Consider the following 26,156-nt stretch of genomic DNA (forward strand, 5'->3'; position numbering starts at 1 on the left):
TATTCTGGAATGTAGAGCGATACCAGGTAGATACTCATTCATTAAAATTCAAATAATTCATGATATTGTAATAATCCCCTTTGAGTTTATAGGGGTGGACAATGCATGTTACCACCGCAACTACATAATGAAATTTTTTACTTTTTTTATGATCCCCTTCCCATTAATGAAATTTTAATTTTATATAAATATGAAATGAAAAATCATTCCTTATAATCGTCTACAACATGACTAACAGAACTCGCAGCGCACTCGCTCTAATGAGCCAATGCCAGCGAATCAATGACAGGTGATTCAATGACAACCTCCAGATTAACAGTATCGCAGGCGCTGGTGCGCTTCCTCGACAACCAATATGTCGAAGTCGACGGCAATGAGATTAAGTTCGTTAAAGGCATCTTCGCTATCTTCGGTCACGGCAACGTTCTTGGCCTCGGCCAGGCGCTGGAAGAAGATTGTGGCCGGCTTGCGGTTTATCAGGGACGTAATGAGCAGGGGATGGCGCATGCTGCTATTGGCTTTGCTAAACAAAAGCTGCGCCAGCAGATTATCGCCTGCACCTCTTCTGTCGGGCCTGGTGCGGCGAACATGATCACCGCGGCGGCAACCGCAACGGCTAACCGCATTCCACTGCTGCTGCTTCCGGGCGATGTCTACGCGACCCGCCAACCTGATCCGGTATTGCAGCAGATCGAGCAGTCACACGACTTGAGCATAAGCACCAATGATGCGTTTCGCGCAGTGAGTAAATACTGGGATCGCGTCAACCGGCCCGAGCAACTGATGAGCGCCTGCATCAACGCCATGCGTGTACTAACCGATCCTGCGGAGACTGGCGCAGTCACACTCTGTCTCCCACAGGATGTGCAAGGGGAAGCCTGGGACTACCCGGACTACTTCTTTACTAAACGCGTGCACCGAATAGAACGCACCGAGCCGACCGAAGCAATGCTTGCCGACGCACTGAAATTGATGGAGGGCAAGCGTAAGCCGCTTATCGTCTGTGGTGGCGGTGTGAAGTATTCGATGGCGGCGGGCATTCTGCTCAGTCTCGCTGAACGTTTCCAAATCCCGGTGGCGGAAACTCAGGCGGGCAAGGGAGCAATATCCTCCAGCCATCCGCTGAACGTTGGCGGTGTCGGGGAGACTGGCGGTCTGGCCGCGAATTATCTGGCGCGTGAAGCGGATGTGGTGATTGGCATAGGCACCCGTTACACAGATTTCACGACCTCATCGAAGTGGATTTTCCAGAATCCTGACGTCGATTTTTTGAACATCAATGTCAGCCGTTTTGATGCCTTCAAACTGGATGGAGTGCAACTATTGGGCGACGCCAGCGCCTCGTTGGACTTACTTGAGGCCGGGCTGATGAAAACGGGCTATCAATCTGCATGGGACAATATTGTTGAGGATGCCCGGCAGAAATATCAACAGGAGGTCGAGCGCGTCTATGGTGTGGAATTCTCCGGCGAGGGGTTTATACCAGAGATCGACGATCACTTGCCGCGCGAGCAGGTTTATAAAGAGTTCCAGGCAATTACGGCCTCCTGCCTCACCCAAAGTCGGGTATTGGGAGTCCTTAATGCTTCTCTGCCTAAGGATGCGGTGATCGTTGCCGCCGCAGGCAGTCTACCGGGCGATCTGCAGCGCGTCTGGCAAAGTCGTGGCAATAATGACTACCACGTTGAATATGGTTACTCCTGTATGGGCTATGAAGTGAATGCCGCACTCGGCGTCAAAATGGCGCAGCCAGAGCGGGAGGTCTACGTCATGGTCGGCGATGGCTCTTTTATGATGCTGCACTCCGAGCTGGTCACATCGCTACAGGAAGGCAAGAAAATCAATGTGATGCTTTTCGATAACATGACCAACGGCTGCATCAACAACTTGCAAATGGAGCACGGTATGGACAGCTTCTTTACCGAGTTCCGTTATCACCACAGCGACAGTGGCCAGCAGGAAGGCGGGCTGATACCCGTAGATTTCGCCAAAATTGCCGAGGGCTATGGCTGCCAGACCTGGCGCGTTACCACGCTCGAAGAGCTGCATCATGCGCTGGAGGAGGCGCGCCGGTCGCCGGTCTCTACGCTTATCGACATGAAAGTGCTGCCTAAAACGATGGTGCATAAATACCTGAGTTGGTGGCGCGTTGGCGGAGCTCAGGTGGCAAAGAAAGAGAGTATTCGTGCCATTGCATCCATGCTCGCTGAAAAAACGAAACAGGCACGCAAATACTGATTAGGATCGGGAGAACATACAATGAAAATAGCTTTTGACGTTGATGTTATTAAACATTTGCCAATTACCGACATGGTGCGGCAGGTGTCGGAATGGGGATACAAATATATTGAACAATCGCCCCATCCGCGAATAAACCCATTCTACAAGCACCCGCGCGCCTCACGGGAGTTGATGCATGAATACACCCGCGCACTACGACAGTACGGCGTGGAAATCTCTTCCGTTATCACTGTATACCGCTGGTCAGGTCCGGATGAGGAACGTCGCCGTGCGGCAGTAAAAAACTGGCGACGTATGATTGAAATCGCTGTTGAAATGGGCGTGCAAGTTATCAATACCGAGCTGGCCGGAACACCGGATGAACCGGAGATCTGTGAAGAAATGTGGTATCGCTCCATGGAGGAATTGTTGCCGATCATTGAGCGTGAAGGTATCCGTGTAGAAATTCAGTCGCATCCATGGGATTTCTGCGAGCTGAGCGATGATACAGCCGATTTGGTGAAGTCGCTGCGCAGTGACCATGTGACTTACCTTTACAGTGCACCACACACATTTTTCTATGACAAAGGCAAAGGCGACGTGGAGCAAATGTTGAAATTTGCCGGTCACGATCTCTCTCACGTACTGCTGGCTGATACATGGAATCATACGTTGCCGTGCCGTTATATTGTGAATCCGCCAGGGGTCAACGCCGCAATTCATCAGCACACCGGGATGGGAGAGGGAGAGGTGGATTTCGATGGCATCTTCCGTGCTCTCAGAGAGATGGATTTCGCCAATCGCACCTTTAAAGTTGGGGGCGAGTCGATTATTACCGCCTCGCTGTTTGGTTTCCCAGAGAAGATGAACGTTCAGGCCGTTGAAACCCGTGAACGAATTGAGCGTGAGTTGCTGGGGAATAAACGATGAGGCAGTTAACAAGCACGACGACACCTTATCACCTGACGACCCTCTACGCGCCGATCTCCGGTAACACGCTGGAACTGGAAAAGGTTAACGATGTTGTATTTTCAGAAAATCTGGTCGGTGTCGGGGTCGCGATTGTGCCAGATCGGGATAATGAAATCGATGTTCTGGCTCCGGCAGACGGCATTATCGTCAACATCCTGCCGGGTAGCCACGCTTTCTTCATGAAAACCGACGACGGTGTAGAGCTGCTGGTTCACTTTGGACTCGGGACTGTTAAACAGGAAGGAAAGGGATTTACCCGGATCGCAGGTATCGGCCAGCAGGTCACCCGTGGCGAGACCGTTCTGCGAGTGGATACCAGGCTTCTGGAGGAAAGTGACATCAACACCACTACGCCAGTTGTGATTATGTCCCCTGAACTCTATGACATGAAGGTCATTACTGGCGGCATGAGTGCTGGTGTAAGTCCGCTAATCCATCTACACCGCCGTTAGTCCCTATCACGCCCGGTGGTAAAGCACCGGGCCAACCTTTTCCTTCTAAGAATACTGGACTTCACGATATGGCAGAAATTTATAGACCGGTTCACGGTCCGCTTTGAGCGAGGAGCGGACGTTCGGATAACGGGCCTGAAAGCCAGGCCCGTGCGCTTCATCGCAGCATCAGCAGAGCCTGACGACTTTCTGACAGCATCTCTGTGGTGTGGCTGCCGATAAAGAACCGGCGCAGCTGTGAATGGCCATAAGCCCCCATCACCGTCAGGTCGATGCCATTCTCATCGGCATACCGGCATAACGCGCCGGTGACAGATTTATCCTTCAGTAGCTGGGCTGCCGTGACGATCCCAGCATCCTGCAGGATCGCTTGCGCATCCTGCAGCGTCGACGCTTCGCCGTTAACCATGACCAGATGACAGGTCAGGCCGCTCAGCAGCGGGCTAACGGTCAGGCGCATCAGGTTTTCCCGGCTCGCCTCACTGCCGTCATACGCAAACATGACCCGTGACGGCGTCGAAAAGGTTTCCGGCACGACCAGCACCGGCCGCTTCTGCAACCGGATGACGCTTTCCAGGTGACTGCCAACCGGATTCCGGGAGCCTCTGCGGCCCAGCACCATCAGGCGGATACCGCCCAGCTCTGCCAGGATCTCATCCAGCGCGCCGTGCTTTTGCATCAGCCGGGCCTCCGGCTGTCCGGCCTGCTTCAGCAGCGCCGCACAATCAGTCAGCACGGCCTTTCCCTGTGCCATCAGCAGGCGACTGCGCTCGCCTTCGAGGCGGACTAGCTCTTCAGTCAGCTGCTCCCGGCTGTCGATGCCAATGGTGCCGGTCAGGTCGGACACGGCGGGAGGATCATTTTTTTCCAGCACGTGCATCAGGGCAAGCGGCACGTCCAGCTTACCGGCCGCCCAAGCCGCATACTCACAGACCGGGCGGGTTGACGGCGAGCCGTCCACGCAGGCAATAACGGTGTTATTCATGTTGAATTCTCCTGTGAATTAATGGCCGCCCATCAGCTTCTCAACTTCTTCGGGTTTGTCATGCACGCCAAAGCGGTCAACGAGGGTCCGGGTTGCGTCGTTCATACCCCTGATTTCCACCTCCGTGCCCTCGCGGCGGAACTTGATCACGATGCGGTCCAGCGCGCTGACCGACGTAATGTCCCAGAAGTGGGCGTGCGTCACGTCGATCACCACGCGATCCAGCGCCTCGCGGAAGTCGAAGTGGCTGGTAAACCGGTCAGACGAGGCAAAGAAGACCTGGCCGGTCACGGTGTAAGTACGAGTATCGCCCTTCAGCTCAGAGGAAACTGCCATGAAGCGGGCGACCTTGGTGGCGAAGTTCAGCGAGGCAATCAGCACGCCGGTCAGCACGCCAAATGCCAGGTTATGCGTGGCCACCACCACCACCACGGTTGCCAGCATCACCACACTGGTTGACAGAGGATGGGATCGCAGGTTGCTGATGGAGCGCCAGGAGAAGGTACCTATGGAGACCATAATCATCACCGCAACCAGCGCCGCCATCGGTATCTGTGAAACCCACTGGCGCAGGAAGATAATGAGACAGAGCAGCACCACGCCGGCGGTCAGCGTGGAAAGACGCCCGCGTCCGCCGGACTTCACGTTAATCACCGACTGGCCAATCATGGCGCAACCCGCCATGCCGCCGATGAACGAGGTGCAGATATTGGCAATACCCTGCGCCTTGCACTCGCGGTTCTTGTCGCTCGGCGTGTCGGTCATGTCGTCCACGATGGTAGCGGTCATCATCGACTCCAGCAGCCCCACCACGGCAAGCCCGGCGGAATACGGCAAAATAATCAGCAGCGTGTCGAGGTTAAGCGGGATGTCAGGAATGAGGAATACCGGTAGGCTGTCCGGCAATTTGCCCATATCGCCCACGGTGCGCACGTCAAGGTGCAGCCACATGGAAATGGCGGTCAGCACGATGATGCAGACCAGGGGTGAGGGGATGGTTTTATTCAGGTACGGGAAGAGATATATGATACCAAGGCCGGCAGCGGTAAGAACATATACGTGCCAGGTGACGTTGGTGAGTTCCGGCAGCTGCGCCATGAATATCAGTATCGCCAGCGCATTCACGAAGCCGGTTACCACCGAGCGCGACACGTAGCGCATCAGGCTGCCGAGCTTCAGGTAGCCAGCAATCAGCTGGAACATGCCGGTCAGTACGGAGGCGGCGAGTAAATACTGCAACCCATGGTCTTTCACCAGCGTGACCATCAGCAGCGCCATCGCACCGGTGGAAGAGGAAATCATCGCCGTGCGGCCACCAAAGAAGGCTATAACGATGGGGATACAGAAAGCGGAATAGAGACCGACCTGCGGATCTACGCCAGCGATGATGGAAAAGGCGATCGCTTCCGGAATAAGCGCGAGCGCGACCACAATACCGGCGAGGACGTCACCACGGACGTTACCCAGCCAGTCCTTACGCGTCGAGGACAGCAACATAGTAGTTTCTCAGTTTTTGAATGCAGTCAGCCCGTGAGGGCAAAATTTATGTACGAAAAAGCACATCCGCAGACGGGATGTTTTTGAGTGCGCGACTGAGGTTACTCAGTGCGACAGAGAGGGGTACGACTCAGGGTGGCGTAATACGCATGATAATTTTTTTAACTCCTTTACAGGCATTTATGCACCTTAAGGAACCAGAAAGACCGGCTGTACAGGCTTTCAGCGCTGGTCACGAATGCCCGCCGGGCAGATCACAGTCAGAGCTGTCCCAGCAAAAAGCCTTTTTACTGTACACGAAGCGTAAATGGGGTCAATGCGCGGAGGATGAAAAATGCCCGCAAAGCACGCTGTCATCGGTTTAAATCGGCTCCGTTTCGCTTCCTTTTACCGGATGTTGCCGGTCATTTTCAACAGGGTTGATAGAATGCATACGGGACTTGAAGTTTAGTTCTGTTCAGATGTCCGCTTTTGGCACGGAGCGGACTGCCTGTAGCGCTGCTAGGTCTGCTTTGAGCGAGAAGTGGACACTCAGCATTTCGCGCCTCCACATTTCAGTCGCCTCGCCTCCGGGAGGGGTTACTTCTTGCATGCCTGCTTTTCGGCACGTAGAGATTGAACGACCGCATCGGCCGCCGTTACCCATGGCTGCAGACTATGCTGCTCATGAAGGATATCGAGTCCCTGCGCGGTAAATGTTCCTTCGTTGGCGATGGCCTGAAGCATAGTCTCAAGGGGCGCGCTGGCGTTGTGGATTCCATAATCGGCACAGTCGCGCATAGCACCGAGCACAAGGGCGCGTGCATGATGCTGAGGCATGCCTTTTTCCACCAACCAGCCCTGCAGGCCGTCAGCGAGGCCGTAAAGCCAGCCGTTCATGCACATGCTGACCGTCGCCAGCTCAAACCAGTCTTCGTTTTCCAGAACGGTTACGTTACCGAGAGCAGAAAAATACGACCGGATGTTGTCTTCACAGGCTGTCAGCACAACCGTGGTCCGGTTAATTTCGGCGGCATAAGTTAGCATCATTCTCACCACACGTTGATGGCTGAACAGCGTCTGCAGTTGTGCCGAGCTGACACCGGCTACAAGCGAAACCAGCAACTGATGAGGACGCAGCCTTATTTCTGACGCCAGGTGTTTCAGCGCATCGGGCCGGACGCCCACAATCAGTATGTCAGCTTCCTCAGCGACTGACTGATTGTTTACCGCCACGCGACAACCGAAGGTTTCCCGTAGCCTGTCGGCGCGCCCTGCATTCCTGGGTGACAGTACAACTTCAGCTGTAGCGCCTTTTCGGTAGAGACCCGCCACAACTTTCTCCGTCAGCTCACCCACGCCAAGAATACCTGCTTTCATTTGCCGCTCCTCATGTTCCAGACAGGCGAAATGGCCTGTTTCATACTGTTCCTTTCCCCGCCGGACATGCCCGCCCGGAGGGGCAATGTCAGTAAGTTATCCGGTATACACCCTCAAACCAGGGTGTGCCACATCGCAGATAGATGCCGTTGCGTTTTTTAACTAACTCAGGCTGCGTCAATGGCAGACGGCATATTTCCCGCGCAGCCTGCAGCGTCAGCAGACGAATGTCATCAACGTATCTCGTCCGGGCCAGCGCAGCCGGATAGCTTTTTCCGGTGCGCCAGAGGGCATTTTCCAGCCCGCTAAAGACGATAAAGAACACCGCCATCAGGCAAGGCAAAAGCACTGCGCCCGTTACCTTCTGCCGCGCGACGTTAAGCTCTGTCATTGCCGCTATCCCTTTTCAGCCACGGATGAAGGTGAACGCCAGCGCTCGGCGGCCGCCGCCGCGATCAAAACCACAAGAGAAGGCAGCACCCAGGCGAGCCCCTGGTTATGAAGGGGAAGATACTGCACCAGCCTAAAGGGCCACACACTGATGCCGGCCGAAGAAAGCGCGTCAGCAATGCCGAACACAAAGGATACCAGCGCGGCGGGCGCGATGACACGGGTATGAGAGTAAAAACGTGTCCGGATGAAGTAAGTCAGGACGAGTACGATAAAGACCGGATACACCGCCGTCAGCGCCGGCACCGAGAAAGCGATAAGCTGCGTCAGGCCCATATTGGAAACCAGCATGGAGAACGCAGCGAAGAACCAGGCATAAGCACGATAGCTGATACGGGTCACGGAACTGAACCAGGCAGCGCAGGCGCAGGTCAGGCCAATGGCGGTGACCAGGCAGGCCAGCGTAATGAGCGCGCCCAGGAACACATCTCCGCCTGCGCCAAAGACATGGTGTACGTAGGCGCTGAGCACCTGCGCCCCGTTGGTGGCGCTTACGGTCAGCCCCGTGCTGCCAGTGCCAAGCCGGAAAAGACTCAGGTAAACCAGCGCCAGGCCGATGCCCGCAATCAGGCCAGACAGGACGGCGTAGCGCGTAATGAGGCGTGCTGACGTCACACCCCGGGAACGAATTGCGTTAACGATAACGAGGCCGAAAGCCAGGGATGCCATCGTATCCATGGTCAGATAGCCGCTGGTCAGTCCCTGTGAAAACGCGGCGGTCGCGTAAGCCCCTTCAGGGGCGCGGGGCTGGCCTGCAGGATATGCCAATGCCGCCGCGGCAAGGACAATCAGAGCCAGGATCTTAACCGGGGAGAGAAACCGGCCAACCGTATCCAGTAGCCTGCCAGGGTGCAGTGAAACCAGGATAACAATACCGAAATAAACCACGCTCCAGACCGGTAACCAGCGCGCGCTGCCGGTAAAAGACTGAATGGCGATTTCGTAGGAAACCGTAGCGGTGCGGGGCGTGGCAAAGAACGGCCCGATACACAGGTAACAGATTACGGCCAGCATTAAACCACATACCCTGCCCACCGGGCGGGTAACGGCTGATAAGGCACCGCCTGCCTTTGCCATCGCAATGGCCGTCAAAACCGGAAGACCGACGCCCGTCAGCAGGAATCCGGCGGCCGCCGTCCAGACCGCCGTTCCCGCCTGCAGACCGATGAATGGCGGGAAAATGATATTGCCGGCGCCGACGAACAGGGCAAAATTCATGAAACCCAGGATAACAATGTCGCTGATACGAAATGTGTTCATCTATATGCCAATGATATGTTTGAGGGGGCCGGTTCCGCATCGCGGTCAGCCCGATTTTTTACTGTTACCGATGCCGGGGCTTTAAGGGGCAGAAGCCGGGCGCGGCATGGCCTGCTGTCGTTACCTGAAGGATGTGTAGAGCTGCTCACCGATGAGCAGGAAGGCGATGGCCATCATGGCTACGCCCGAGAACTGGCTGACCCGCCGCGCCGCCGCCGGACGCGTGCGCAGAATCGCTTTCGAACCCAGCCCGACCGCACTGTAGACAATCGCGCAGTTGATGATCTGTACCAGCCCCATACAGAAAATTTGCACACCAACAGACCAGTTCGCGTCCCGGCTGGTAAATTGCGGCAGAAGTGCCAGGAAAAGCAGCAGTGCTTTCGGGTTCATCCCGCTGATGCCAAACCCTTTCATCAGCGTACGGAACCCGTTTACCGTTTCATTAAAATTTCCGACAGAGGGAACCGGGGGATTACGCAGGACGCCCACTCCCAGCCAAAGCAGATAGGCTGCCCCGGCGTAGGTAAGCACCGTCAGTATTACCGGCGCGCTGGCGACCAGCGCACCGACACCGGCCGCGACGATAAACGTTATGACGACATACCCGAGCAGCATGCCGGAGACCGCAGGAAACAACATTCTGTTGCGCATGCCTGAGGAGATAGCATAGGCCCAGTCCGCTCCGGGTGTCATGACCAGGGAAAATGACACAATCCAGAACGCTGCGAGCAAACTGTAATCCACTTCATCACCTTTTTAATCAGTTAAAACCGCCTACGATTTTATCAACTGCGCAGGGGCAAAACTTTCCTGATTAGCCGGTAATGCCTTATATATTGGAAGATGTTTGCTTATATTTTGGGTTTACTGGAAATAATTCCCTCTGATACATTCAAAAGGATTAACGGCTCTGGTGATTGACGAAAAAGGCGGAAGAGAGTGGACAGAACAGATAAAAAAATCATTGCTGAACTCCAGGCAGACGGGCGGCTGTCCCTGACTGAGCTGGCCGAAAAGGTAGGACTCAGCCTTTCGCCCTGCCACCGGCGCGTAAAAAGCCTGGAAGAGTCGGGCATCATCAGCGGATACCGTGCTCAGGTGGATACCAGCAAACTCGGACTGAGCTTTTCAGTGATCGTTTTTGTGTCGCTTGAAAAGGCAGATCGTAAGGCGGTGAGCAGCTTTGAGGAGGCGGTGGTTGACGTCCCGGAAGTGATAACCGCGCAGCGGCTGTTTGGTAACCCGGATTATATGTTGCACGTTCTGACACGGGACATGGAAAGCTTTCAGCGTCTTTATGATCTTAATCTTTCCGCACTGCCTGGCGTTCAGCGTCTTACCTCAACCCTGGTGATGAAAACTGTTGTCCATAACAGGCCGGTGTTGCCCTGATTTTCAGAGAGCGGTGGCCGGGCTGTTACGCCCTTTAACAGGGCAGGATTTTATGCAACGTCCGCTCCTGGCACAAAGCGGGCAGAATCAGATGAACGTCTGCTAAGAGCAAAAATCAGACATTGGTATTGTTTTCAAGGATACTGAGAAATGCTAACGTCACCAAAGGCTAGACGTCAGGTAACAAACTGTAATGATTACATTGACAGTTGAAAACAAGGAAAGGAAAAGGGTTATGAAACTGAATTTTTATTGGGCATTACCGCTGGTCGTCATGTTTGTAGCGCAGATATTTTCATTTCATTTTTCCAGCACGGCAGAGCTGACCTCGCCGCGTTTTGTGTTTCTTTATGGCAGTTCGCTACTGGCTGGCAGCATGCTAATTGGTTTTACACTGAAACGATATTTGCCCCTGCCGGTATGGACGGCGTTAACCCTGATGCTGATTGTTTTAATCGGGTCGCCGGTTGTAAAAATTCTATTCGAAAATTAATTTACCGGGCGTGAACGTTATCCCCGCAGCGGCAATCCTGTTTTGATCCGGGGATGAAATTCTTATTCACAAGGAGGGTAATAGAATGAAGATGAACGCATTTGCTTTTGGTACATCAAACTGGAATGAAGTCGAAAGAACAGAGCATCCTGGAGAGACTGGCACCGCTTATTGGCGTACACAGTTCTTTGGTAACGAGCCCAATAAAATCCGTGTACGGATGGTTGAATATACGCCTGGCTACGTTGCGGATCATTGGTGTCAAAAAGGACACATCCTTTTTTGCCTGGAAGGTGAATTAGAAACAATACTTGATGATGGGCGAAAATTCATCCTGAAGGCAGGGATGAGTTATCAGGTTGGCGATAACGCTGAGCAACATCAGTCAAGCACCACTACAGGTGCAAAACTTTTTATTGTTGACTAACGTAAACCAGTTGCATCAAAGTCCGCTTTTGGCACAAAGCGGACAGTCAGATTATAGCAATCGCACCAGGCAATGTGCTGAGCAGAACTGCACATACTTTGAGGTATACGCGCAAAAAAGTGGTTCTGGTGACTCTTTATTAGCTTCGCTGACAATCTAAAGTCCTGGCCACTCATCCGGGTTTTGCGTAATTACTCTTTATTTTCCAGTGCCCGTTTAATTAACTCAAGCTTGGCAGTCTGGCGGCGAATTTCCAGTAAGTGGAGCGCTTCATATACTTCGATGCCTACAAGGTTTTGCTCTCCCAGCATATCCAGATCGCGTTTGAGCATCTCGATTTCGTCCTGGGTGATGAAGGGCCGCATAATGTTCTCCTGGTCTTTGATGTTTGGTCCTTTGCTTGCAGGAAAGTAGGACGTGATTTTATGGTTGTTTCCTAAGTAATGTTCGGCAACCTCAGGAAAAGCGTTCTCTCCTTTGTTTGTGAGGGGATAAATCCGTGATGTATGTAGAACTGCCTGGCGCAGTCAGAGAGTGCATGAACCATATTGCCCCCACACTAATGTTCTCAGCCACCGGCAGCAACGTAAGACGGTGCCATGAAGTAAATCAGCACCCATGCCTTTGCTATGTTAATACGTATCAACGGCAAGCCGTGCCAGAATGATGACGGCGACCGGCTCGGGCATATTCCTTCGCAGGCTCCCCGGTGCAATAGCATGGGTGACGCTGCCGGTTGCGAGAGAGTAGAACCCAGCCACCTGAGAAGAGTTTTCCCGTCAAACCACAAATGTTCTGGCTGCACCCATGGACTGGTTTTTCAGTCCCTGCTGCTTTATCCATTCGTCCAGTGCAGCTTCACCACAATGAAACTCAGCAAGAATGTGTGTCGGACTGAGTGGTACCGGCGCCGTTACTTTTCCCAGTGCGGTTTTCTCGCCAGAAGTTTGTCTATCGCAGGATTAGCTGTCACCGGGGCATCCAGCATGTCGATAAATTCGGCGTACTGTTCATCGTTAAGATTGAACATACGGCGGACAAGAATAACGTCCTCAGCGGCCTGGCAGGCCATCTCCAGGATAAAATCGGTACGTGATTTATGGAGAATCTCAGCGGCAGTATTAATCAGGACCCGCTGCGCTTCTTTTGCTCGAATATTGAGCTGGATATTATTATAATCTCTAATAGTGGCCATTCTGATGTACTTTTTTATGAGTAATTGAATGAGTGTTTTTCGTTTGAAACCGGTTTCGCACTAGCCCCGACAGGCGAAGCGCGGCCGGGGATCGTAAACCAGCTACTGCTGAATGCGCACCACGCTCTCGGGGTTGCCGCTTTTTGTCGCATCGCCGTCATTTTTTACCGTGACAAACAGGACGTTTGAGGCTGGATCCAGCGCGAGGCTGTTGGGGTGCGGCGGCAGGTCGACAGTTTGCAAGTGTTTCAGGGTAGCAGCATCAAAAACCGTCAGCGTGCCTTTGCCCTCCGCAACGCGCACGCCGTTACGGTTAGTGACGAAGATCCGCCGGGTACGCTCATCCAGCAGCAGGCCGATCGGCACCTCGTCGGTCGCCTCGCTGGTCAGCACCTCACCGCTGTCTGCATTAAGCGCGAACAGGCGGTGGCCGCTGCTGCGCCGGGTATAGCGCTGCTGCAGATAGTTATTGCGCGGCTTATCGCGATCGATGCCCTGGTCGACCCCCAGCAGCCGATTGCTGGCGGGATCGTAGACTAGGTTCAACAGCTGATCCGCCTGAATCTCTTTCGTGCTCTCAAGCGTCAGGGTGTCAGCATTCACCGTCATCAGCTGACCCTGCATATTGGAGACAAACACCCGACGACCGTTCTTATCGATCGCCACCCCGGTGGCGTAGAAGCCAAAGCCCGGCAGGGTCTTTTCCAGCCTGCCGCTGCGGGTGTCCACTACGAACAGGACGCTGTCAACGCCATAGCCCAGGCCGGGTAGGAACAGACGCCCGGTCTGCGGGTCGAACGTCGCCTCACGCACCTTGTAGAGGTAGTCGTCGACGATCTTAAAGCGTTTCAGCTCCGCCAGCAGATAGTCGAGTCGCGCGCCGCTGATGCCCGCTTTGCGGTAGGCCGCCTCAAGGTTCACCTTCTCCTGAACCGGGATCTGGCCGATGCTGCGGTTGCCGGCGGTATCCACAACCCCCACCGCGCCGTTAAAGCCTTCGGTGAGATAGAGGCGGTTGCGGCTATCGTCCAGCGCGACGCCGAAGCCCTTTACCGCCAGCGGGATGGCGGCCTCAATCGTCAGGGTCCGTGGATCGAGGCGCAGCACCTTTGACTGCGCCTCCTCTTTCCAGTCCGGGGCGCTGACAAATATCGCCTGCTGTTTTGCGCTCCAGGCCATTTCAACCAGCGTCGGGGCCAGCGCTTCACGCTTCATGGCGTCGGGGCGAATAGCCGTGCTCTCGGCCTGGGTCGCCGCGCTCAGGCTGACGGTGGCGACTACCAGCAAGGAGGTCAGCGAGCGGGCGGGGAAGTGAGTCAGAGACATCATTATTATCCTGTTGTCCGGGGGATCAGAAATCCAGTTCGATAGAGGCCCCTACGAGGCGCGAGCGCTGACGAATAGCACTGTAAACGTCGTTACCGCTAATCATCACTTTATGATCGGAGTCGAAAAGATTTTGAGCGAACAGCGTCGCGCGGCCATAGAGGAAGGTGTAAGCCAGCTGGGCGTTGGCCGTCCAGTAAGCGCCGATGCGTCCGCGCGAATCGTTATCGTATGCCGAGTAGTAGGAGCCGGAGTAAGCGACGTTGCCGCTCAGCTCGAGACCACTCATCAGCTGCCAGCTGGCCCCAACGTTGGAGGTCCAGGCCGGGGCACGCGCCAGATCGTTACCCTCTACGCCGCTGCCGCCAAAGTCGGAGATGCGCGTCTTCAGCAGGCCAACGTTAGTGAACAGCTCCAAATCCCATCGCGGGGTCCAGGTTGCGCCGACCTCTGCGCCCCAGGTCTCGACCTTATCGGCGTTGCGGATCGCCGTCGAGTTGCTAGCAAGATAGTAGGGGAGCTGCATATCTTTGTAGTCGTTATAGAAAAGGTTTCCGGTCAGCACCAGATTGGCATCGTCGAGCTGGTGACGGGTGTAGAGCTCGTAGTTCCAAACATACTCCGGATCGTAGGTATAGCTGGTGATCGGCGCGCTGAGGGTGATCCCGGCTCCCCCGGCGTTGTAGCCCCGGGCGATACGCGCTCCGTAGGTCTGATTTGCCTCAGGCTTCCACGCCACGTCCAGTTTGGGCAGGAAGACGTTGTAGGTCTCATCGAGATCGATACGCACGCTGTTGCTGCCACCCACCCGACGGCGATGCTCCTGCTCGACGCGGCTCGACGCGGTGATATCCACCTGCGGCGTGGCGGCCCAGGTCAGCTCGCCATAGGCCGCGCTGGTGCGGGTGTCATCCGTAAAGGTGGAGCCGCCAAAGATGTGGACATACTCATCCTGTGAGGCATCGAAGTAGCGCACGCCAGCCAGCCCGTGCAGGATGCTCTCTGCGGTACCGAAATGCGCTACCGGCTCAACATGTACCTCATGACCCTTGATCTCTGCTCGCGGCAGGCCGGTCGCCACGTAGCGGTTGATGTGGAAACCGGTGTAGATCAGCCGGTTCTCCAGGGTCAGATCGTCTCTGGCTTCCCAGGCAAGATCCCAGATGCCGCTGTTGACGTTGCTCTTAAACACCGGCCGACGCCAGTCATAACGCGCATTGGTCGGGTGCGGCAGCGGGTTATCGCTCTCATTCTGCGGTGCGCCGCTGTCCGAGTGGTTAAAGGTGAACTTGCTGGTAACGTCGCGCAGTCCTGCCGGGTTAAACAGCAGCTTGGCGCGAGCGCTGGTGGTCTGCACCTCGTCCGGATTACCGACCGGATCGTAGGAGGGCAGATCGACATCGCTGCGGCGGCGCTGGCGGTCAACACTGACGCGGAACGCGAGCTGGTCCTCAATCAGCGGCCCGGTCGCCATCGCGGCCAGCTCTGAGGAGTGCTGATTGCCCAGCCCGCCCTTAAAGGCGCTCTCCCACTCATAGTTCGGATCTTTTGAGGTCATCACCACTGCACCGGCGATGGCGTTTCGTCCCTGAATATAGCTCTGCGGCCCACGAAAAATCTCGACGCGCTCCATATCCCACAGCGACTGCGGGCCATACGCCTGTTCGTTGTAGGTCAGGGAGCGGCCATCCAGCGAGAGGCCGAGGCGAGGGCGGGTGCCGCTCAAAAAGGCCCCCGCGCCGGTGCTCGGGCCGGAGCCGTCTACGCCACGAACGGTGGGCAAATCGTTACCAATGCCGATATCCACGGTATTGGCAGTCATGCGCATCAGGTCGCCGACGGTCTCCGCCCCGGGAAGGGCATTGATGCGGCGGCTGTCAAAGACCTCCACGCTGGAGCCGGTATCCAGTATCGAACGTGCCGTCTTCTCGCCGGTAACAATCATCAGGTCCTGATCCTGATAGCTCCCCCCGGTCACGCTGCTTTCCGCTTCCTGCGTACTCTTTAGTGTATCGGCCGCATTAACGGCACCGGGAAGCAGCGTACAGAGTGTGATTAAAAGCGGGGAGAATCCGCGCATCGGCTTTATCGCGGCAGCTTGACGCTCTCCGCAGGCTGTGTGCTTGTCCATCTTGTCTGACTCCGAACCCATAGGTAAAAAAGTAACGCCAAATGTAAAAAATAATTGCAAACGATAATTATTTACATCAGTAAATGCAAATCACTATTATTGGCAGGTTTCACCGAGTCGTAGGAATGGCGTATCGCGCGGAAGAGTTTAAGGAGTAGAGTGGATAGCAAGTTGCCTGGGGGAGCGGTCAGGCTCGGCTGAAAATGATCGCTTCTCAGGGAATGTCGAATGAGTTGGGCGGTGTCATTTTCCTGTTTATAGGCGGTTTACTTGCGACCCTTGGCTGGCAGTGGTCGTTTTTGCTTTATCTTTTTACCTGGGTTCTTCTGGCTATGCAGCTGGCGTTTGTGCCGCAACCATTGACCCCCCAGGACAGAAAGCATGAATGAGAGCACCTGAGAAAGCGAATCGGTAGGCGCAGCTCAATTAGCGCCTGTGCTTTTTGCAGCCCTATTGTCCATGATTTGCTCCCTCACCGGCATTATCATCATTCCGCAGGTATTTAGCTGCATGGCTATTGGGGCGGCTGAAACCGGATACTTTTTGTCGTTTATCTCACTGGTTGCCGTCGGGGCTGCGGCGATAATGCCGCGCCTTATAGCACGCTTACGTGAGTACGGAACTCTGTACACGGCGTTTAGCTGCTACGCTGCCGGACATCTCATATTTTCATTCGCTGATAATGTAGTGTTCTACATCGCAGGCGGGGTTTAATGGGTTGTGGATTTGGTCTGTCGGTGCCGCTTGTGAATCATATGACAGACGGGCAGAGTCACACTCGCGTCCGGGGACGCAACCTTGCCTGGCTTTCCATGGCTATATTCTCCGGCCAGTTTTTATCATCATTCATGGAATTCATCCCGGGCGATTCATCAGTTGTCTTCCGGGGGCCGCGATAATTGCAGTGCGGTAATTGTAGCTCTCATGGTGATACACCTGAAACGTCGCTTTAAACGGTATAACGTCTGTCAGTATCTGCAGCGTCGGCATTGCTGAGTCGGCTTAATCTGGTGCGGGAACTGATGGTGCGAATGTCCGCTCCTGGCACGAAGCAGACCGCAAGAAACGGCGCGAAGTCCGCTTTGAGCGAGAGGCGGACGTCAGAATTCAAAACAGACAATCGGCCGTTGAGTTCGTCCGAAGTCAGCCTGTAGGAAATGCGCACCAGGAGTTTTAAAGCTCCCTCAAAAACTTAATGGTCAACTCTGATATCTTGGTTGGCCGCTCTTGCTGAAGCCAATGGCCTGCCTCCTGAATGACGTAGGAGCCGCGCAAGTCGGAAACCAGGTTCGGCATGTCAGCAATTATTTGATCCATACCAGGGATGGTAAGTCCGGTATCGCGCTCGCCGATCATGAACAGGGCTGGCACCGTAACGCTCTGACCGGCTTGAGTTTGTTGCAGTTCCCAGTTGCGATCAAGATTGCGATAGTAGTTCAATCCGCCAGTGAAGCCTGAAGATTCGAACGCCGCGACCAGTTTATCGAAATCACGGTTGGGTAGCCATTCCGGCAACCCGGACGGTGTCGGGAGGTTTGCCAGCAAGCCGTTGCTCTTCATGACCATGCCGAATGGATTAGGTGTCCCATCGCCCGGCTCGCGCCGCCCGGCTTCGCCACTTGCGGCGAAGATGATCTTGTGGAGAGTCAGGCTCACGTCCCGGCTGAACTCCGCCTCTGCGACATTTGGTTCTTGGAAGTAAAGTGCGTAGAAAAGCTCCTCTTCGGTCTGCGGGAAAACCTTAGAGGGTGGCACGGGTGGCTGTCCCATCATTGGCACGCTGAGCGCGACGACAGCACGGAACCGATCGGGGCGCAGGAGCGCGGCTTGCCACGCAATTGTCGCACCCCAATCATGGCCGACAACTACAGCCTGTTTCTCTCCTATCGCATCAAGGAGTGCCACCAAGTCGCCAACGGCGTGAAAGACTGTGTATTGATCCGCATGCTCTGGAGCATCCGTATTACCGTAACCTCTCATATCTGGCGCAACAGCACGGTATCCGGCTTGAACAAGTGCATCAATCTGGTGTCGCCAGGAGTATTTGGTCTCAGGGAAGCCGTGGCAAAGCAGAATTAACGGGCCTTGTCCGGCATCGAGGATGCTCATGTTAATCGTTCGGGTCTGAATGCTGGTCTCTATCATGGATGCCTCTTGACTGGTTGGCAGGGCAATTGAAAGAAAGGCAATCACGCCCGGTGAAAAATCAGAAATTTACGGCGTAGCATATGCGCTCTTTCTTTAGTGTAACAGTATATGTTACACTAAAGGCTAAAAGTCAAGATAGTGTAACTCATATTGTTGCGGAAGAGTGCGTGATGAAGACCGATAGTCGTCTTGCCAGAATGCTGCATGTCCTTGTTCACATGGGGCTATTGGGAGGTAGGGAAACGTCAGAGCGAATTGCACAGATGCTCAACACAAATCCTGTCGTTGTGCGGCGCACGCTTGGGAAGTTGCGTAATCATGGGATCGTAGAGTCCGAAGGCGGCAGGGGCGGAGGCTGGAGACTTACCCGGGCGCTCGACCATGTCACGGTGCTCGACGTTCAGCTTGCTCTAACCGAGGGAACTATTCTCGCTGCCCCCATCTCACGGGATCATCCTACATGCCCAGTGGAGCGTGCCTCCAATTTCGTACTGGAGGAAGCGCACGCTGCAGCGGAGACCCTCCTCATTGCAAAATACGCTGCAACCACTCTCGCGAAGATAGCAGAGGATGCAAAAGATAAGGCCTCGGCGACCTCGCTCTAGGCTCGCCATCACAATTTTCCGGTTCAGGTCAGCGTTACCCTTGCTACTCAGCAAAAAGAGGCGATTCAGAGCCTGGGCTCCACGAAAGACTTGCCTATGGCGAAGGGGGAGCGAGGCTCCCATTGGCATCACTATTTGTACCGACGCCCAAATAATCTCATTAAAAAGTCCTTTTCTTCCAGTAAAGGTGGGGGACTTTATGGTCGTTGCCTAAATAACGATCGGAGCCGCAATAAAGGGTTCTAACCTGTGTTTGTGAAGTCTCAAATCCTTGATGTATGTAGCACTGTCTGGCACTGTCAGAGAGTGCATGAACCATTACAGCCCGCGTCTGATTTTTTTAAATTACCTTAGATTTGCAAAATCTGCTCTTATTGATTATTTCTTACTTCTGCTTCTGGCACTGAGCGGACCAAACAGTTGGTTATAAGGTCCGCTATGAGCGAAAAGCGGACCTTTTCTGGGCTAAATGTTTAAGCCCTTAATACCCTGAGCAGGAAAACATGGCCAATGCAAAAGGATCATTCCATGGCCGTCGGGCGGACAACTATCTCATTAATATCGACTGCTTCCGGCTGGTTGATTGCAAAAGCGATTGTTTCAGCGAGGGTTTCAACAGGAATAGCCATTTCATGTATCTTTCTGACCTGCTCGGCAACTGCGGTATCAGTTACGCTGGATGGCAAATCGGTATCAACGGGGCCCGGAGAAATAATGGTGCTGCGAATGTTGTATGGGGTCATCTCCATGCGCAGGCCTTCAGAAATAACCCGCACAGCAAATTTGGTCGCTGAGTAAACGGCGGTTGTCGGACGAACACGATGCCCTGCGGTAGAGGCGACATTAATGATGTGACCACTTTTCTGTTCTTTCATAAAGGGAAGCGCGGCAGCAATACCGTAAAGTGTGCCTTTCAGATTGATATCAATAGCACGATCCCAGTCATCGACCTGCAACTGATCCAGGCGGGAGTTGGGCATAATACCTGCGTTATTAATCAAAACATCTATTCGGCCATATACATCAACTGCTTTTGCCACCAGGGCTTCTACATCCTGACGTTTTGATACATCTGTCTGTACGACTTCAGCTTTTCCACCAGTAGCCTTAATTTCATCAGCCAGAACAGTAAGTTTGTCCAGGCGGCGTGCTCCCAGCACTACGCTGGCCCCTGCTGCGCTCAAAAGGCGAGCTGTGGCTTCGCCGATACCGCTGCTGGCACCGGTGATGACAACTACTTTTTCACACATATTACTGGTCATAAAAGATTTCCTTTACGGGGTTACACATAAATAATCATATCGGGTGAGACAGAAAACGAATGATATCTTTCTCATCCGCCATCAGGGTGACGCGATTATAGACAGATGGATAGTTGTGCAATATTCCGTAAAGGCTCAGTTCAGTTATGCAAATATTCACAAGCCGTAAGCAGGCTCAATACAGTTGATGAGGAAATCCACCACGGCGCTGATATGCCTTGCATGACGCACATCTTCGTGAACGCTCAGCCAGATATCCAGAGTAAGAGCGGGACCGCCGGGTTCAACAGGTACAAGGTGGTATTCCTTTGCCAGATAATCGGGCAGCAGGGCGATACCGGCGTGACCTGCTGCCGTAATAGCCTGTATTCTGAGATCATTACTGAAGAAAACTACAGGTCGCCCGGCGCATTGTTTTTTCAGCCAGGCCTGCTGCGGGGTGTCTGCTACTGATTCATCGTAAGCGATAAAGCTCAGCTCGCATCCTGATGCGAGATATTCGGCACTGCCGTAGAGCATAAACTTTACCCGGCCAAGTAGTCTTGCTACCACTGCCGCTTCGACTGGCCGTACCATGCCAATGGTAATATCGGCTTCACGCCGGGTGAGAGAAAGTCGTTCCTTGGTTCCCGTCAGGCTCAGACGAAGACGCGGATACCGTTTGTAAAAACTGCCGATATGCGGCGCAATGAGATTGCCAATGAAAACATGGGGCGCAGCGATGATGACATCACCTTCCACTACATTTTGTTCAGCCCCGGAAAAGCGCTCTAATGAATAGGCTGACGCGCTCATTTGCTCGCCGTAGCGGGCCACCTGGCGTCCATCTTCTGTCAGGATATAAGATCGGGGCCTGCGGTCAACGAGCTTCAGATTAAACGATGCTTCAAGTGACGCGATCCGCCTTGCCACCGTGGCATGATCCACGCCCAGTTTTTTAGCTGCAGAGGCCAGCGAGCCTGTTCTGGCAAAGGTTGAAAAATAGCGTAAATCTTCCCAGTCAAACATAAAACCTCAAAATTAGCTTAGATACTTGGCTATGATGACGGTACCTGCCTCCTGGCTTATACCTGATGCAGTTCTTCATATAAAAAGAGAAATGCACTACTGATATACGTTGAATCAACCATTTTCCTTAAGAGATCCATTTAGCAGAGTCACGATGTACAGCGTACAGTAATAAGGGGGCTGTATTGTGATTTTAGAATATAAGAACGTCTGCCTTTGGCACATTGCAGCCCTCACTGGCTAAACTTCAATTGACTCCGATGGTGAGCTAGTTAAACCTCTTGGCTTCAATGTTGACCGCTTTCTCCCAATATGGAAAGTCCATTCGGTATCTTTCGAAACGTGTCTAGGCACTTCAGGTTGCTGGTAAAATGTCTGATTTATATTAGATGCGTGCTCATAAACTACATAGCCCCAGCAAATAGGCTGCATAAAAGCGAACTTGTTGTGTGAAGAATCACACAAATCCGGCAGGACTACTAATCATAGTAGTAAATCAAGCTGCCATTGGACAATTCCTAATTGACCAAATCATAGTGTCTTTTTTACTGGTAACGTGAATCGCCACGGATAATCTAGACACTTCCGAGCCGTTGATAATACTGGTTTTCATATTCTGTCGGTGACATCTGATTGCTCGAACCATGCCGTCGCTTACTGTTATAAGACATTTCGATGTAATCAAAAATATCGCTGCGGGCTTCTTCCCGCGTTCCGTAGATCTTTTTCTTTATCCGTTCGCGTTTCAGCAACTGGAAAAAGCTTTCTGCAACCGCATTATCGTGACAGTTACCGCGACGACTCATGCTCCCCTCCAGACCGTGTGATTTCAGGAACGACTGCCACTCATGGCTTGTGTACTGACTGCCCTGGTCCGAGTGAACCAGCACCTGTTTTTGAGGATTACGCCGCCATACAGCCATCAGCAGTGCGTTCAGGACAATGTCCTTTGTCATCCGGGATTGCATTGACCAGCCGATAATTTTGCGTGAGAACAGATCAACAACCACAGCAAGATACAGCCAGCCTTCGTGGGTCCTGATGTAGGTTATGTCCGTTACCCAACGCTTATCCGGAGCATCAGGATTGAACTGTCGCTGGAACCTGTTGGGCGATACAATGCTGGCCTCGCCTTTGCGTGCCCGCGGGCTCCGGTACCCGACCTGAGCCTTTATCCCGGCACGATTCATCAGTCGCCAGACTCTGTTCACTCCGCACTGTTGCCCGCTATCCCGCAAGTCCAGATGGATCCTGCGATAACCATAAACGCAACCGGACTCCAGCCAGAACTGTTTGATCTGTCCCGTCAGTCTCAGGTCTGACTGGTGGCGCTGAGAATACGGTTGCTTAAACCAGGCGTAAAAGCCACTGGGATGAACATCCAGCACCCTGCAGAGCAGACGGACAGGCCAGCAACGGGAGTTGTCACGAATAAAGGCGTACCTCAGTCGGACAGCTTTGCGAAGTACGCCGCGGCTTTTTTTACTATGTCCCGTTCGTCAGTAACCCGCTTCAACTCCTTCTGGAGTCGGCGGATCTCGGCCTGAACATCTGACTGTTCTTTATTAGTGGATGAGTCCGGACCGTACTTCTTTATCCAGGCGTAAAGGCTGTGGGTGGTGATATCGAGACGTGTTGCAACACTGGAAACAGAATGACCGCGATCAATAACCTGTTTGACTGCTTCAATTTTAAACTCTTCGGGATAACGTTTACCGCTCATGAGCACCTCTCTTTAAGTCATCTTAAATGACTCTGAGGTGTCTGTTAAACCCGTGGCGATTCACCCCTTATAATCTGCATGTTCCAGCTCTCGATTGGATGATGACATCTACTGGCCTATGCATAAGGGCAGACTATTTTCCCAGATCGCTGTGCGTAGAGCCCGTCATTCCCTATAACTTAGGGCAACCAGAGTTTGCTTATAAGCAAAGGTTTTGTGGTAACACGATTTTCTTTAGTGCTACGAATATTGACTACTGCCAGGTGATACGGATCAAGCCCTATGTGTCACTTCAGGGTAGCGTGCAGAGATTCGACACCCAAAGCGATCGACTTCTTTAAAATACATCATCCTGAATTTAAGAATAAATAGGCATGGCGCGGTAGGATAAAACATAGGCTACAGGAAACTATCTATATAAATACATCTCAGCGGGATACAAATTTAACAGAAATAAATTATTGCCGTTAATGAATGCATTGTTTTAATACGGCATGGGTCATTTGAATTTTTTCATATATGTCAGGTGCAGCTTTTTTGTGGCTTCTGACTCTGTTAATTAGTAGTTGCCAGAAAATGGCAGGATTGTATCATCCTGCAGAGAACAGAACCGAGCCTAGGGAATGACCATGAAAGACGCGTGGCTGGATACGTGCTCCGCAACAATTCAAAACTTCGTTGAACGCGCGACGAGGTTAGAGCCAGATAATCTTGACCTGGAATTAGTCGAAAAAATTGATTTTGGCTGCCAGATTAACTTAAGCCTGAATTTTCGTATTGAAACGGAAAAAAATCATCAGGCAGGTAGAGTGCATGCCGGAAATGGAACGCTGGTGTTTAATCATGCCTTCCAGTATTCCGAAGCGCTGCAAGCGGAAACCAGCGCGGTCTTATCCCGTAAAGAAACGCTGCGCGAAGCGCGTGAGCATGTGCTTTCGCAGCCATACGGTGGTATGAAAAAAGAGACGGTTATCTATTCCCATCCTAAGCGACTCTGTTTAACGGAAAACTGCACGCAATGTAATGGTCGTGGGCAGGTGAGCTGTTCCTGGTGCTATGGTTCTGGCCGTGTGACCTGCACAAGCTGTGGGGGAAGTGCGCAGGTATTGGATCAGCGTAGCTATTATGATCACTATACAAAGCAAAATCGGGTAGAGAGCTATTACCGCACCTGCTCAACATGTTCAGGTGGGAGCGTGCGCTGTAGCCATTGTAGCGGCTCAGGTAATCAGCGCTGCTCGCCCTGTGACGGCACGGGAGAGACAACCCTCATCACCCGGCTACACACCGTCGCAGTACCTAATTACCACATGGTTTATTATCGTGAGGATGTCCAGACCTTCATCAAAGATGGTCTGTACAAAGCAGGCATTCCCGAGCTTGAACGTTATGGCACTATCGCGCTTACAGAGTCCACGTCGGATGAAGCGTTGCGCTGCGTTAACTTTACTTACAACGCTGAAATCCCGTTTGCCAGGTTTACCAGCCGGCTGCCGCTGACGCCGCCTGCTGAGCAGCCGATTCACTGGGTAATTTACGGGATCACGCCGCACATCCTGGATTCAGGCCACGTTATTGAGCGGATGCTAAAGAAAGATCTTGATGGCCTTGTCTACCAGTCCAGCACCGGGAAATTGCTCAACCCCCTTGTCGCGGCGTTTAGCCGTAAAACCGTCGCCACATTTATGGAGTCGGAGGCCCATCAGGAGATGCTGGATGCCAACCGGGCGGGGAAATCCGGCGAGATGCTCCGCGAAGCGATGAATCGTAGCGTGACTACAACCTATATCGATGAAGCTCTGACCAGTCTGAAGGCCATCACACGCGCCATCCAGAACTGGTCGGTGTTGAAGTGGTCATTTTTCAGCGCCTTTCTGATTTACCTGTTTATGCCGTTTTATACGGCTTATGGCCGTTTCTGGGTGGGCGACCCCGCAACGGGACACCTCTACCTGACCCCCTTTACCCGCTGGGATAGTCAACAAAGATTACTCACCTCCCTTGAGTTATTGGCCCGTTACTGTGGCCTGTTTATGGCCATTGCCGCCATTGTTATGGCGGTAGTGGGTTATTTATGGCGCAGGGGCTGGGTTCACTGGCGAATGGATTCACATCTGGCTGATTGGGCGGTCGATAAGAAGATTTTACGCAGCGGCTGGTTCGTCAGTTTGCTTTTGACGAGCCTCTTCACAACGTGCCTGTTAATGCTTTGCCCGATTTGGGTGACACATGAGGGAGTACTCTTCGGGCAGTATCCAATAAAAGAGTTACTTCAATGGATCCTTCAGTCGGTTAAGTAAAATAATAATATCTGGGCTCCCTGAATAAATCAGGGAGTTCTGGTTCTTCAGGCATGGCTTATTTTGTCACATTTCACGCAATAACCTTTTTAAAGTTATTACTATTTTGTCTGCACGTTAAAGCGCAAAACGATTAATACAAGGTCTGATAATCCCCTCAATTCTAAGGATAGAAACCCTGCCTCTCCCATGTTACGGTCTGCCCAAAGCAATCAGGGATCGTTATGAAAATTATATTGTTAAGGCACGGTAAGCCAGATATTGAAACCGACCACAAATACACTGCGGATAAAATGGCGCAATGGATTGCCGCGTATGACCACAGCGAAGTCAGCGAAGACCCGCCAGCGGAATTAATATCCTGGCTTTCAACGCATCACTATCCTGCCGTTGCCAGTCCCTTACCCAGAGCCATCACTTCATTAAACAAACTCGGCATTGAACCCACGGTTGTTGATCCTGATTTCAGGGAAGCGCAATTACCGTTGATCAATCTGCTCGGGCTGACATTATCACCTTTAACCTACGCATTCTGGTTACGGATACTCTGGCTTGCAGGATTTTCCGCAAAGGTTGAATCGCGCGCTCTGGCGCAAAAGCGAGCGGTACAGGCGGCAGATAAACTCATTAAGCTTGCGGAAAATAACCAAAGTGTACTGCTGATGGGGCACGGCATCTTCAACCGCATGCTGGGAGCGGAATTAAAAAAGGAAGGCTTTAGCGTGTCCGGGAAAACGGGTAAAGGCTACTGGCATGCCGTCACCTACGAAAAAAGTCACTGAAACCTGATGACATAGCGGCTCGAGTAAAAAACCACCTACTACGTGTTGTGTACGGCGTTGATGAATTTTTTGTGATTAACATCTCGTTTTTAAGTGATTTAATGGATCTAAAGGATCAAATAGATCTAATTTGTGTCACCTCCCAAACGCACGATAAGTCAGGTCA

General features: G+C 53.0%; 24 protein-coding genes and 2 pseudogenes. 10 read left to right on the forward strand and 16 right to left on the reverse strand.

All coding sequences use genetic code 11. The features are described from left to right. Nucleotides 1-297 precede the first annotated feature (297 nt). From iolD to M1D91_RS04575, 3 genes are read left to right on the forward strand one after another with little or no spacing between them, the layout of a single operon-like run. Nucleotides 298-2,238, forward strand: coding sequence for a 3D-(3,5/4)-trihydroxycyclohexane-1,2-dione acylhydrolase (decyclizing) (gene iolD / locus M1D91_RS04565; RefSeq protein ID WP_437433133.1), 1,941 nt, complete (start codon nt 298-300; stop codon nt 2,236-2,238). Between the two features lie 21 nt (nt 2,239-2,259). Beyond that, the gene (iolH, locus tag M1D91_RS04570; RefSeq protein WP_437433132.1) at nt 2,260-3,150 is read left to right on the forward strand and encodes a sugar phosphate isomerase/epimerase IolH; all 891 of its coding nucleotides are present in this window, start codon (nt 2,260-2,262) and stop codon (nt 3,148-3,150) included. After that, nucleotides 3,147-3,644, forward strand: a complete 498-nt coding sequence (locus M1D91_RS04575; RefSeq protein ID WP_437433131.1) for a PTS sugar transporter subunit IIA — start codon at nt 3,147-3,149, stop codon at nt 3,642-3,644. The genes iolH and M1D91_RS04575 overlap by 4 nt, the downstream gene beginning before the upstream one ends. A gap of 157 nt (nt 3,645-3,801) precedes the next feature. Here the strand turns inward: M1D91_RS04575 and M1D91_RS04580 are convergent, their stop codons facing one another. The 6 genes from M1D91_RS04580 to M1D91_RS04605 all read right to left on the reverse strand — a co-directional run bounded on the left by M1D91_RS04580 (nt 3,802) and on the right by M1D91_RS04605 (nt 9,942). After that, entirely contained in the window at nt 3,802-4,629 is an 828-nt protein-coding gene (locus M1D91_RS04580; protein ID WP_437433130.1) for a universal stress protein, read from the reverse strand. Nucleotides 4,630-4,647: 18 nt separating this feature from the next. Further along, entirely contained in the window at nt 4,648-6,126 is a 1,479-nt protein-coding gene (locus tag M1D91_RS04585) for a SulP family inorganic anion transporter (protein ID WP_437433129.1), read from the reverse strand. 579 nt (nt 6,127-6,705) lie between these two features. Further along, nucleotides 6,706-7,485 (reverse strand): NAD(P)-binding domain-containing protein, encoded by a 780-nt coding sequence (locus M1D91_RS04590; protein ID WP_437433128.1) that lies wholly within the window; start codon nt 7,483-7,485, stop codon nt 6,706-6,708. An 88-nt stretch (nt 7,486-7,573) separates the two neighbouring features. After that, a complete protein-coding gene (locus M1D91_RS04595) occupies nt 7,574-7,876 on the reverse strand; it encodes a hypothetical protein (protein ID WP_437433127.1) in 303 nt (100 codons plus the stop codon). Between the two features lie 5 nt (nt 7,877-7,881). Further along, entirely contained in the window at nt 7,882-9,195 is a 1,314-nt protein-coding gene (gene brnQ, locus M1D91_RS04600; RefSeq protein WP_437433126.1) for a branched-chain amino acid transport system II carrier protein, read from the reverse strand. Nucleotides 9,196-9,315: 120 nt separating this feature from the next. Then, nucleotides 9,316-9,942, reverse strand: a complete 627-nt coding sequence (locus M1D91_RS04605; RefSeq protein WP_437433125.1) for a LysE family translocator — start codon at nt 9,940-9,942, stop codon at nt 9,316-9,318. A 195-nt stretch (nt 9,943-10,137) separates the two neighbouring features. Between M1D91_RS04605 and M1D91_RS04610 the strand changes: the two genes are divergently transcribed. The 3 genes from M1D91_RS04610 to M1D91_RS04620 all read left to right on the forward strand — a co-directional run bounded on the left by M1D91_RS04610 (nt 10,138) and on the right by M1D91_RS04620 (nt 11,510). Beyond that, nucleotides 10,138-10,590: an Lrp/AsnC family transcriptional regulator gene (locus tag M1D91_RS04610; protein ID WP_437433124.1), complete on the forward strand. Its 453-nt coding sequence runs from the start codon at nt 10,138-10,140 to the stop codon at nt 10,588-10,590. Nucleotides 10,591-10,783: 193 nt separating this feature from the next. Then, nucleotides 10,784-11,083, forward strand: coding sequence for a hypothetical protein (locus tag M1D91_RS04615; RefSeq protein WP_437433123.1), 300 nt, complete (start codon nt 10,784-10,786; stop codon nt 11,081-11,083). Nucleotides 11,084-11,168: 85 nt separating this feature from the next. Next, nucleotides 11,169-11,510, forward strand: a complete 342-nt coding sequence (locus tag M1D91_RS04620) for a DHCW motif cupin fold protein (RefSeq protein WP_437433122.1) — start codon at nt 11,169-11,171, stop codon at nt 11,508-11,510. 191 nt (nt 11,511-11,701) lie between these two features. Here the strand turns inward: M1D91_RS04620 and M1D91_RS04625 are convergent, their stop codons facing one another. From M1D91_RS04625 to M1D91_RS04645, 5 genes and pseudogenes are all read right to left on the reverse strand, one after another. Continuing rightward, nucleotides 11,702-11,875, reverse strand: a complete 174-nt coding sequence (locus M1D91_RS04625; RefSeq protein ID WP_437433121.1) for a hypothetical protein — start codon at nt 11,873-11,875, stop codon at nt 11,702-11,704. Nucleotides 11,876-11,946: 71 nt separating this feature from the next. Beyond that, nucleotides 11,947-12,436, reverse strand: a pseudogene (locus tag M1D91_RS04630) (GNAT family N-acetyltransferase). Next, the gene (locus M1D91_RS04635) at nt 12,424-12,705 is read right to left on the reverse strand and encodes a type II toxin-antitoxin system TacA family antitoxin (RefSeq protein ID WP_437433120.1); all 282 of its coding nucleotides are present in this window, start codon (nt 12,703-12,705) and stop codon (nt 12,424-12,426) included. Before M1D91_RS04635 ends, M1D91_RS04630 begins: the two are co-directional and overlap by 13 nt. Nucleotides 12,706-12,807: 102 nt before the next feature. Beyond that, nucleotides 12,808-14,031 (reverse strand): YncE family protein, encoded by a 1,224-nt coding sequence (locus M1D91_RS04640; protein ID WP_437433185.1) that lies wholly within the window; start codon nt 14,029-14,031, stop codon nt 12,808-12,810. A 25-nt stretch (nt 14,032-14,056) separates the two neighbouring features. Next, a complete protein-coding gene (locus tag M1D91_RS04645) occupies nt 14,057-16,162 on the reverse strand; it encodes a TonB-dependent receptor (RefSeq protein WP_437433119.1) in 2,106 nt (701 codons plus the stop codon). 203 nt (nt 16,163-16,365) lie between these two features. Between M1D91_RS04645 and M1D91_RS04650 the strand changes: the two genes are divergently transcribed. After that, nucleotides 16,366-16,551 (forward strand): hypothetical protein, encoded by a 186-nt coding sequence (locus M1D91_RS04650; protein ID WP_437433118.1) that lies wholly within the window; start codon nt 16,366-16,368, stop codon nt 16,549-16,551. Nucleotides 16,552-17,335: 784 nt separating this feature from the next. Here M1D91_RS04650 and M1D91_RS04655 read toward each other — a convergent pair. After that, a complete protein-coding gene (locus M1D91_RS04655; RefSeq protein ID WP_437433117.1) occupies nt 17,336-18,307 on the reverse strand; it encodes an alpha/beta fold hydrolase in 972 nt (323 codons plus the stop codon). 221 nt (nt 18,308-18,528) lie between these two features. Between M1D91_RS04655 and M1D91_RS04660 the strand changes: the two genes are divergently transcribed. Further along, nucleotides 18,529-18,915, forward strand: coding sequence for an RrF2 family transcriptional regulator (locus M1D91_RS04660; RefSeq protein WP_457976318.1), 387 nt, complete (start codon nt 18,529-18,531; stop codon nt 18,913-18,915). A gap of 160 nt (nt 18,916-19,075) precedes the next feature. Here the strand turns inward: M1D91_RS04660 and M1D91_RS04665 are convergent. From M1D91_RS04665 to M1D91_RS04680, 4 genes and pseudogenes are all read right to left on the reverse strand, one after another. After that, nucleotides 19,076-19,243: pseudogene (locus M1D91_RS04665) on the reverse strand (hypothetical protein); the annotation flags it as partial. A gap of 193 nt (nt 19,244-19,436) precedes the next feature. After that, nucleotides 19,437-20,177 carry an SDR family oxidoreductase gene (locus M1D91_RS04670; protein ID WP_437433115.1) on the reverse strand — a complete coding sequence of 247 codons (741 nt, stop codon included), beginning with the start codon at nt 20,175-20,177 and terminating at the stop codon, nt 19,437-19,439. 156 nt (nt 20,178-20,333) lie between these two features. After that, the gene (locus M1D91_RS04675) at nt 20,334-21,185 is read right to left on the reverse strand and encodes a LysR family transcriptional regulator (protein WP_437433114.1); all 852 of its coding nucleotides are present in this window, start codon (nt 21,183-21,185) and stop codon (nt 20,334-20,336) included. A 575-nt stretch (nt 21,186-21,760) separates the two neighbouring features. Beyond that, nucleotides 21,761-22,908, reverse strand: a protein-coding gene (locus M1D91_RS04680; RefSeq protein ID WP_457976027.1) for an IS3 family transposase whose coding sequence is annotated in 2 segments (ribosomal slippage) — nt 21,761-22,671 and nt 22,671-22,908 — 1,149 coding nt in all. Because the reading frame shifts where the segments join, the coding sequence is not laid out codon by codon here. Between the two features lie 629 nt (nt 22,909-23,537). Here M1D91_RS04680 and M1D91_RS04685 point away from each other — a divergent pair. Together M1D91_RS04685 and M1D91_RS04690 are read left to right on the forward strand one after the other, a co-directional pair. Next, complete coding sequence (locus tag M1D91_RS04685; protein ID WP_437434487.1) at nt 23,538-25,208, forward strand: zinc finger-like domain-containing protein; 1,671 nt, start codon at nt 23,538-23,540, stop codon at nt 25,206-25,208. A 224-nt stretch (nt 25,209-25,432) separates the two neighbouring features. After that, nucleotides 25,433-25,990, forward strand: coding sequence for a histidine phosphatase family protein (locus tag M1D91_RS04690; RefSeq protein ID WP_437434486.1), 558 nt, complete (start codon nt 25,433-25,435; stop codon nt 25,988-25,990). The last annotated feature ends 166 nt before the right edge of the window (nt 25,991-26,156 follow it).

The sequence above is a fragment of the Enterobacter sp. SA197 genome (assembly GCF_054131575.1).

What these genes read in the sequence shown, in the direction of transcription:
- brnQ (WP_437433126.1), bottom strand. Translation starts at nt 9,195, where the DNA reads ATGAACACATTTCGTATCAGCGACATTGTTATCCTGGGTTTCATGAAT.
- M1D91_RS04650 (WP_437433118.1), top strand. Translation starts at nt 16,366, where the DNA reads ATGATCGCTTCTCAGGGAATGTCGAATGAGTTGGGCGGTGTCATTTTC.
- M1D91_RS04620 (WP_437433122.1), top strand. Translation starts at nt 11,169, where the DNA reads ATGAAGATGAACGCATTTGCTTTTGGTACATCAAACTGGAATGAAGTC.
- M1D91_RS04670 (WP_437433115.1), bottom strand. Translation starts at nt 20,177, where the DNA reads ATGACCAGTAATATGTGTGAAAAAGTAGTTGTCATCACCGGTGCCAGC.
- M1D91_RS04645 (WP_437433119.1), bottom strand. Translation starts at nt 16,162, where the DNA reads ATGGACAAGCACACAGCCTGCGGAGAGCGTCAAGCTGCCGCGATAAAG.
- M1D91_RS04585 (WP_437433129.1), bottom strand. Translation starts at nt 6,126, where the DNA reads ATGTTGCTGTCCTCGACGCGTAAGGACTGGCTGGGTAACGTCCGTGGT.
- M1D91_RS04685 (WP_437434487.1), top strand. Translation starts at nt 23,538, where the DNA reads ATGAAAGACGCGTGGCTGGATACGTGCTCCGCAACAATTCAAAACTTC.
- iolD (WP_437433133.1), top strand. Translation starts at nt 298, where the DNA reads ATGACAACCTCCAGATTAACAGTATCGCAGGCGCTGGTGCGCTTCCTC.
- M1D91_RS04580 (WP_437433130.1), bottom strand. Translation starts at nt 4,629, where the DNA reads ATGAATAACACCGTTATTGCCTGCGTGGACGGCTCGCCGTCAACCCGC.
- M1D91_RS04635 (WP_437433120.1), bottom strand. Translation starts at nt 12,705, where the DNA reads ATGGCCACTATTAGAGATTATAATAATATCCAGCTCAATATTCGAGCA.
- M1D91_RS04595 (WP_437433127.1), bottom strand. Translation starts at nt 7,876, where the DNA reads ATGACAGAGCTTAACGTCGCGCGGCAGAAGGTAACGGGCGCAGTGCTT.
- M1D91_RS04575 (WP_437433131.1), top strand. Translation starts at nt 3,147, where the DNA reads ATGAGGCAGTTAACAAGCACGACGACACCTTATCACCTGACGACCCTC.
- M1D91_RS04660 (WP_457976318.1), top strand. Translation starts at nt 18,529, where the DNA reads ATGGGGCTATTGGGAGGTAGGGAAACGTCAGAGCGAATTGCACAGATG.
- M1D91_RS04625 (WP_437433121.1), bottom strand. Translation starts at nt 11,875, where the DNA reads ATGCGGCCCTTCATCACCCAGGACGAAATCGAGATGCTCAAACGCGAT.
- M1D91_RS04615 (WP_437433123.1), top strand. Translation starts at nt 10,784, where the DNA reads ATGATTACATTGACAGTTGAAAACAAGGAAAGGAAAAGGGTTATGAAA.
- M1D91_RS04640 (WP_437433185.1), bottom strand. Translation starts at nt 14,031, where the DNA reads ATGTCTCTGACTCACTTCCCCGCCCGCTCGCTGACCTCCTTGCTGGTA.
- M1D91_RS04690 (WP_437434486.1), top strand. Translation starts at nt 25,433, where the DNA reads ATGAAAATTATATTGTTAAGGCACGGTAAGCCAGATATTGAAACCGAC.
- M1D91_RS04590 (WP_437433128.1), bottom strand. Translation starts at nt 7,485, where the DNA reads ATGAAAGCAGGTATTCTTGGCGTGGGTGAGCTGACGGAGAAAGTTGTG.
- iolH (WP_437433132.1), top strand. Translation starts at nt 2,260, where the DNA reads ATGAAAATAGCTTTTGACGTTGATGTTATTAAACATTTGCCAATTACC.
- M1D91_RS04675 (WP_437433114.1), bottom strand. Translation starts at nt 21,185, where the DNA reads ATGTTTGACTGGGAAGATTTACGCTATTTTTCAACCTTTGCCAGAACA.
- M1D91_RS04655 (WP_437433117.1), bottom strand. Translation starts at nt 18,307, where the DNA reads ATGATAGAGACCAGCATTCAGACCCGAACGATTAACATGAGCATCCTC.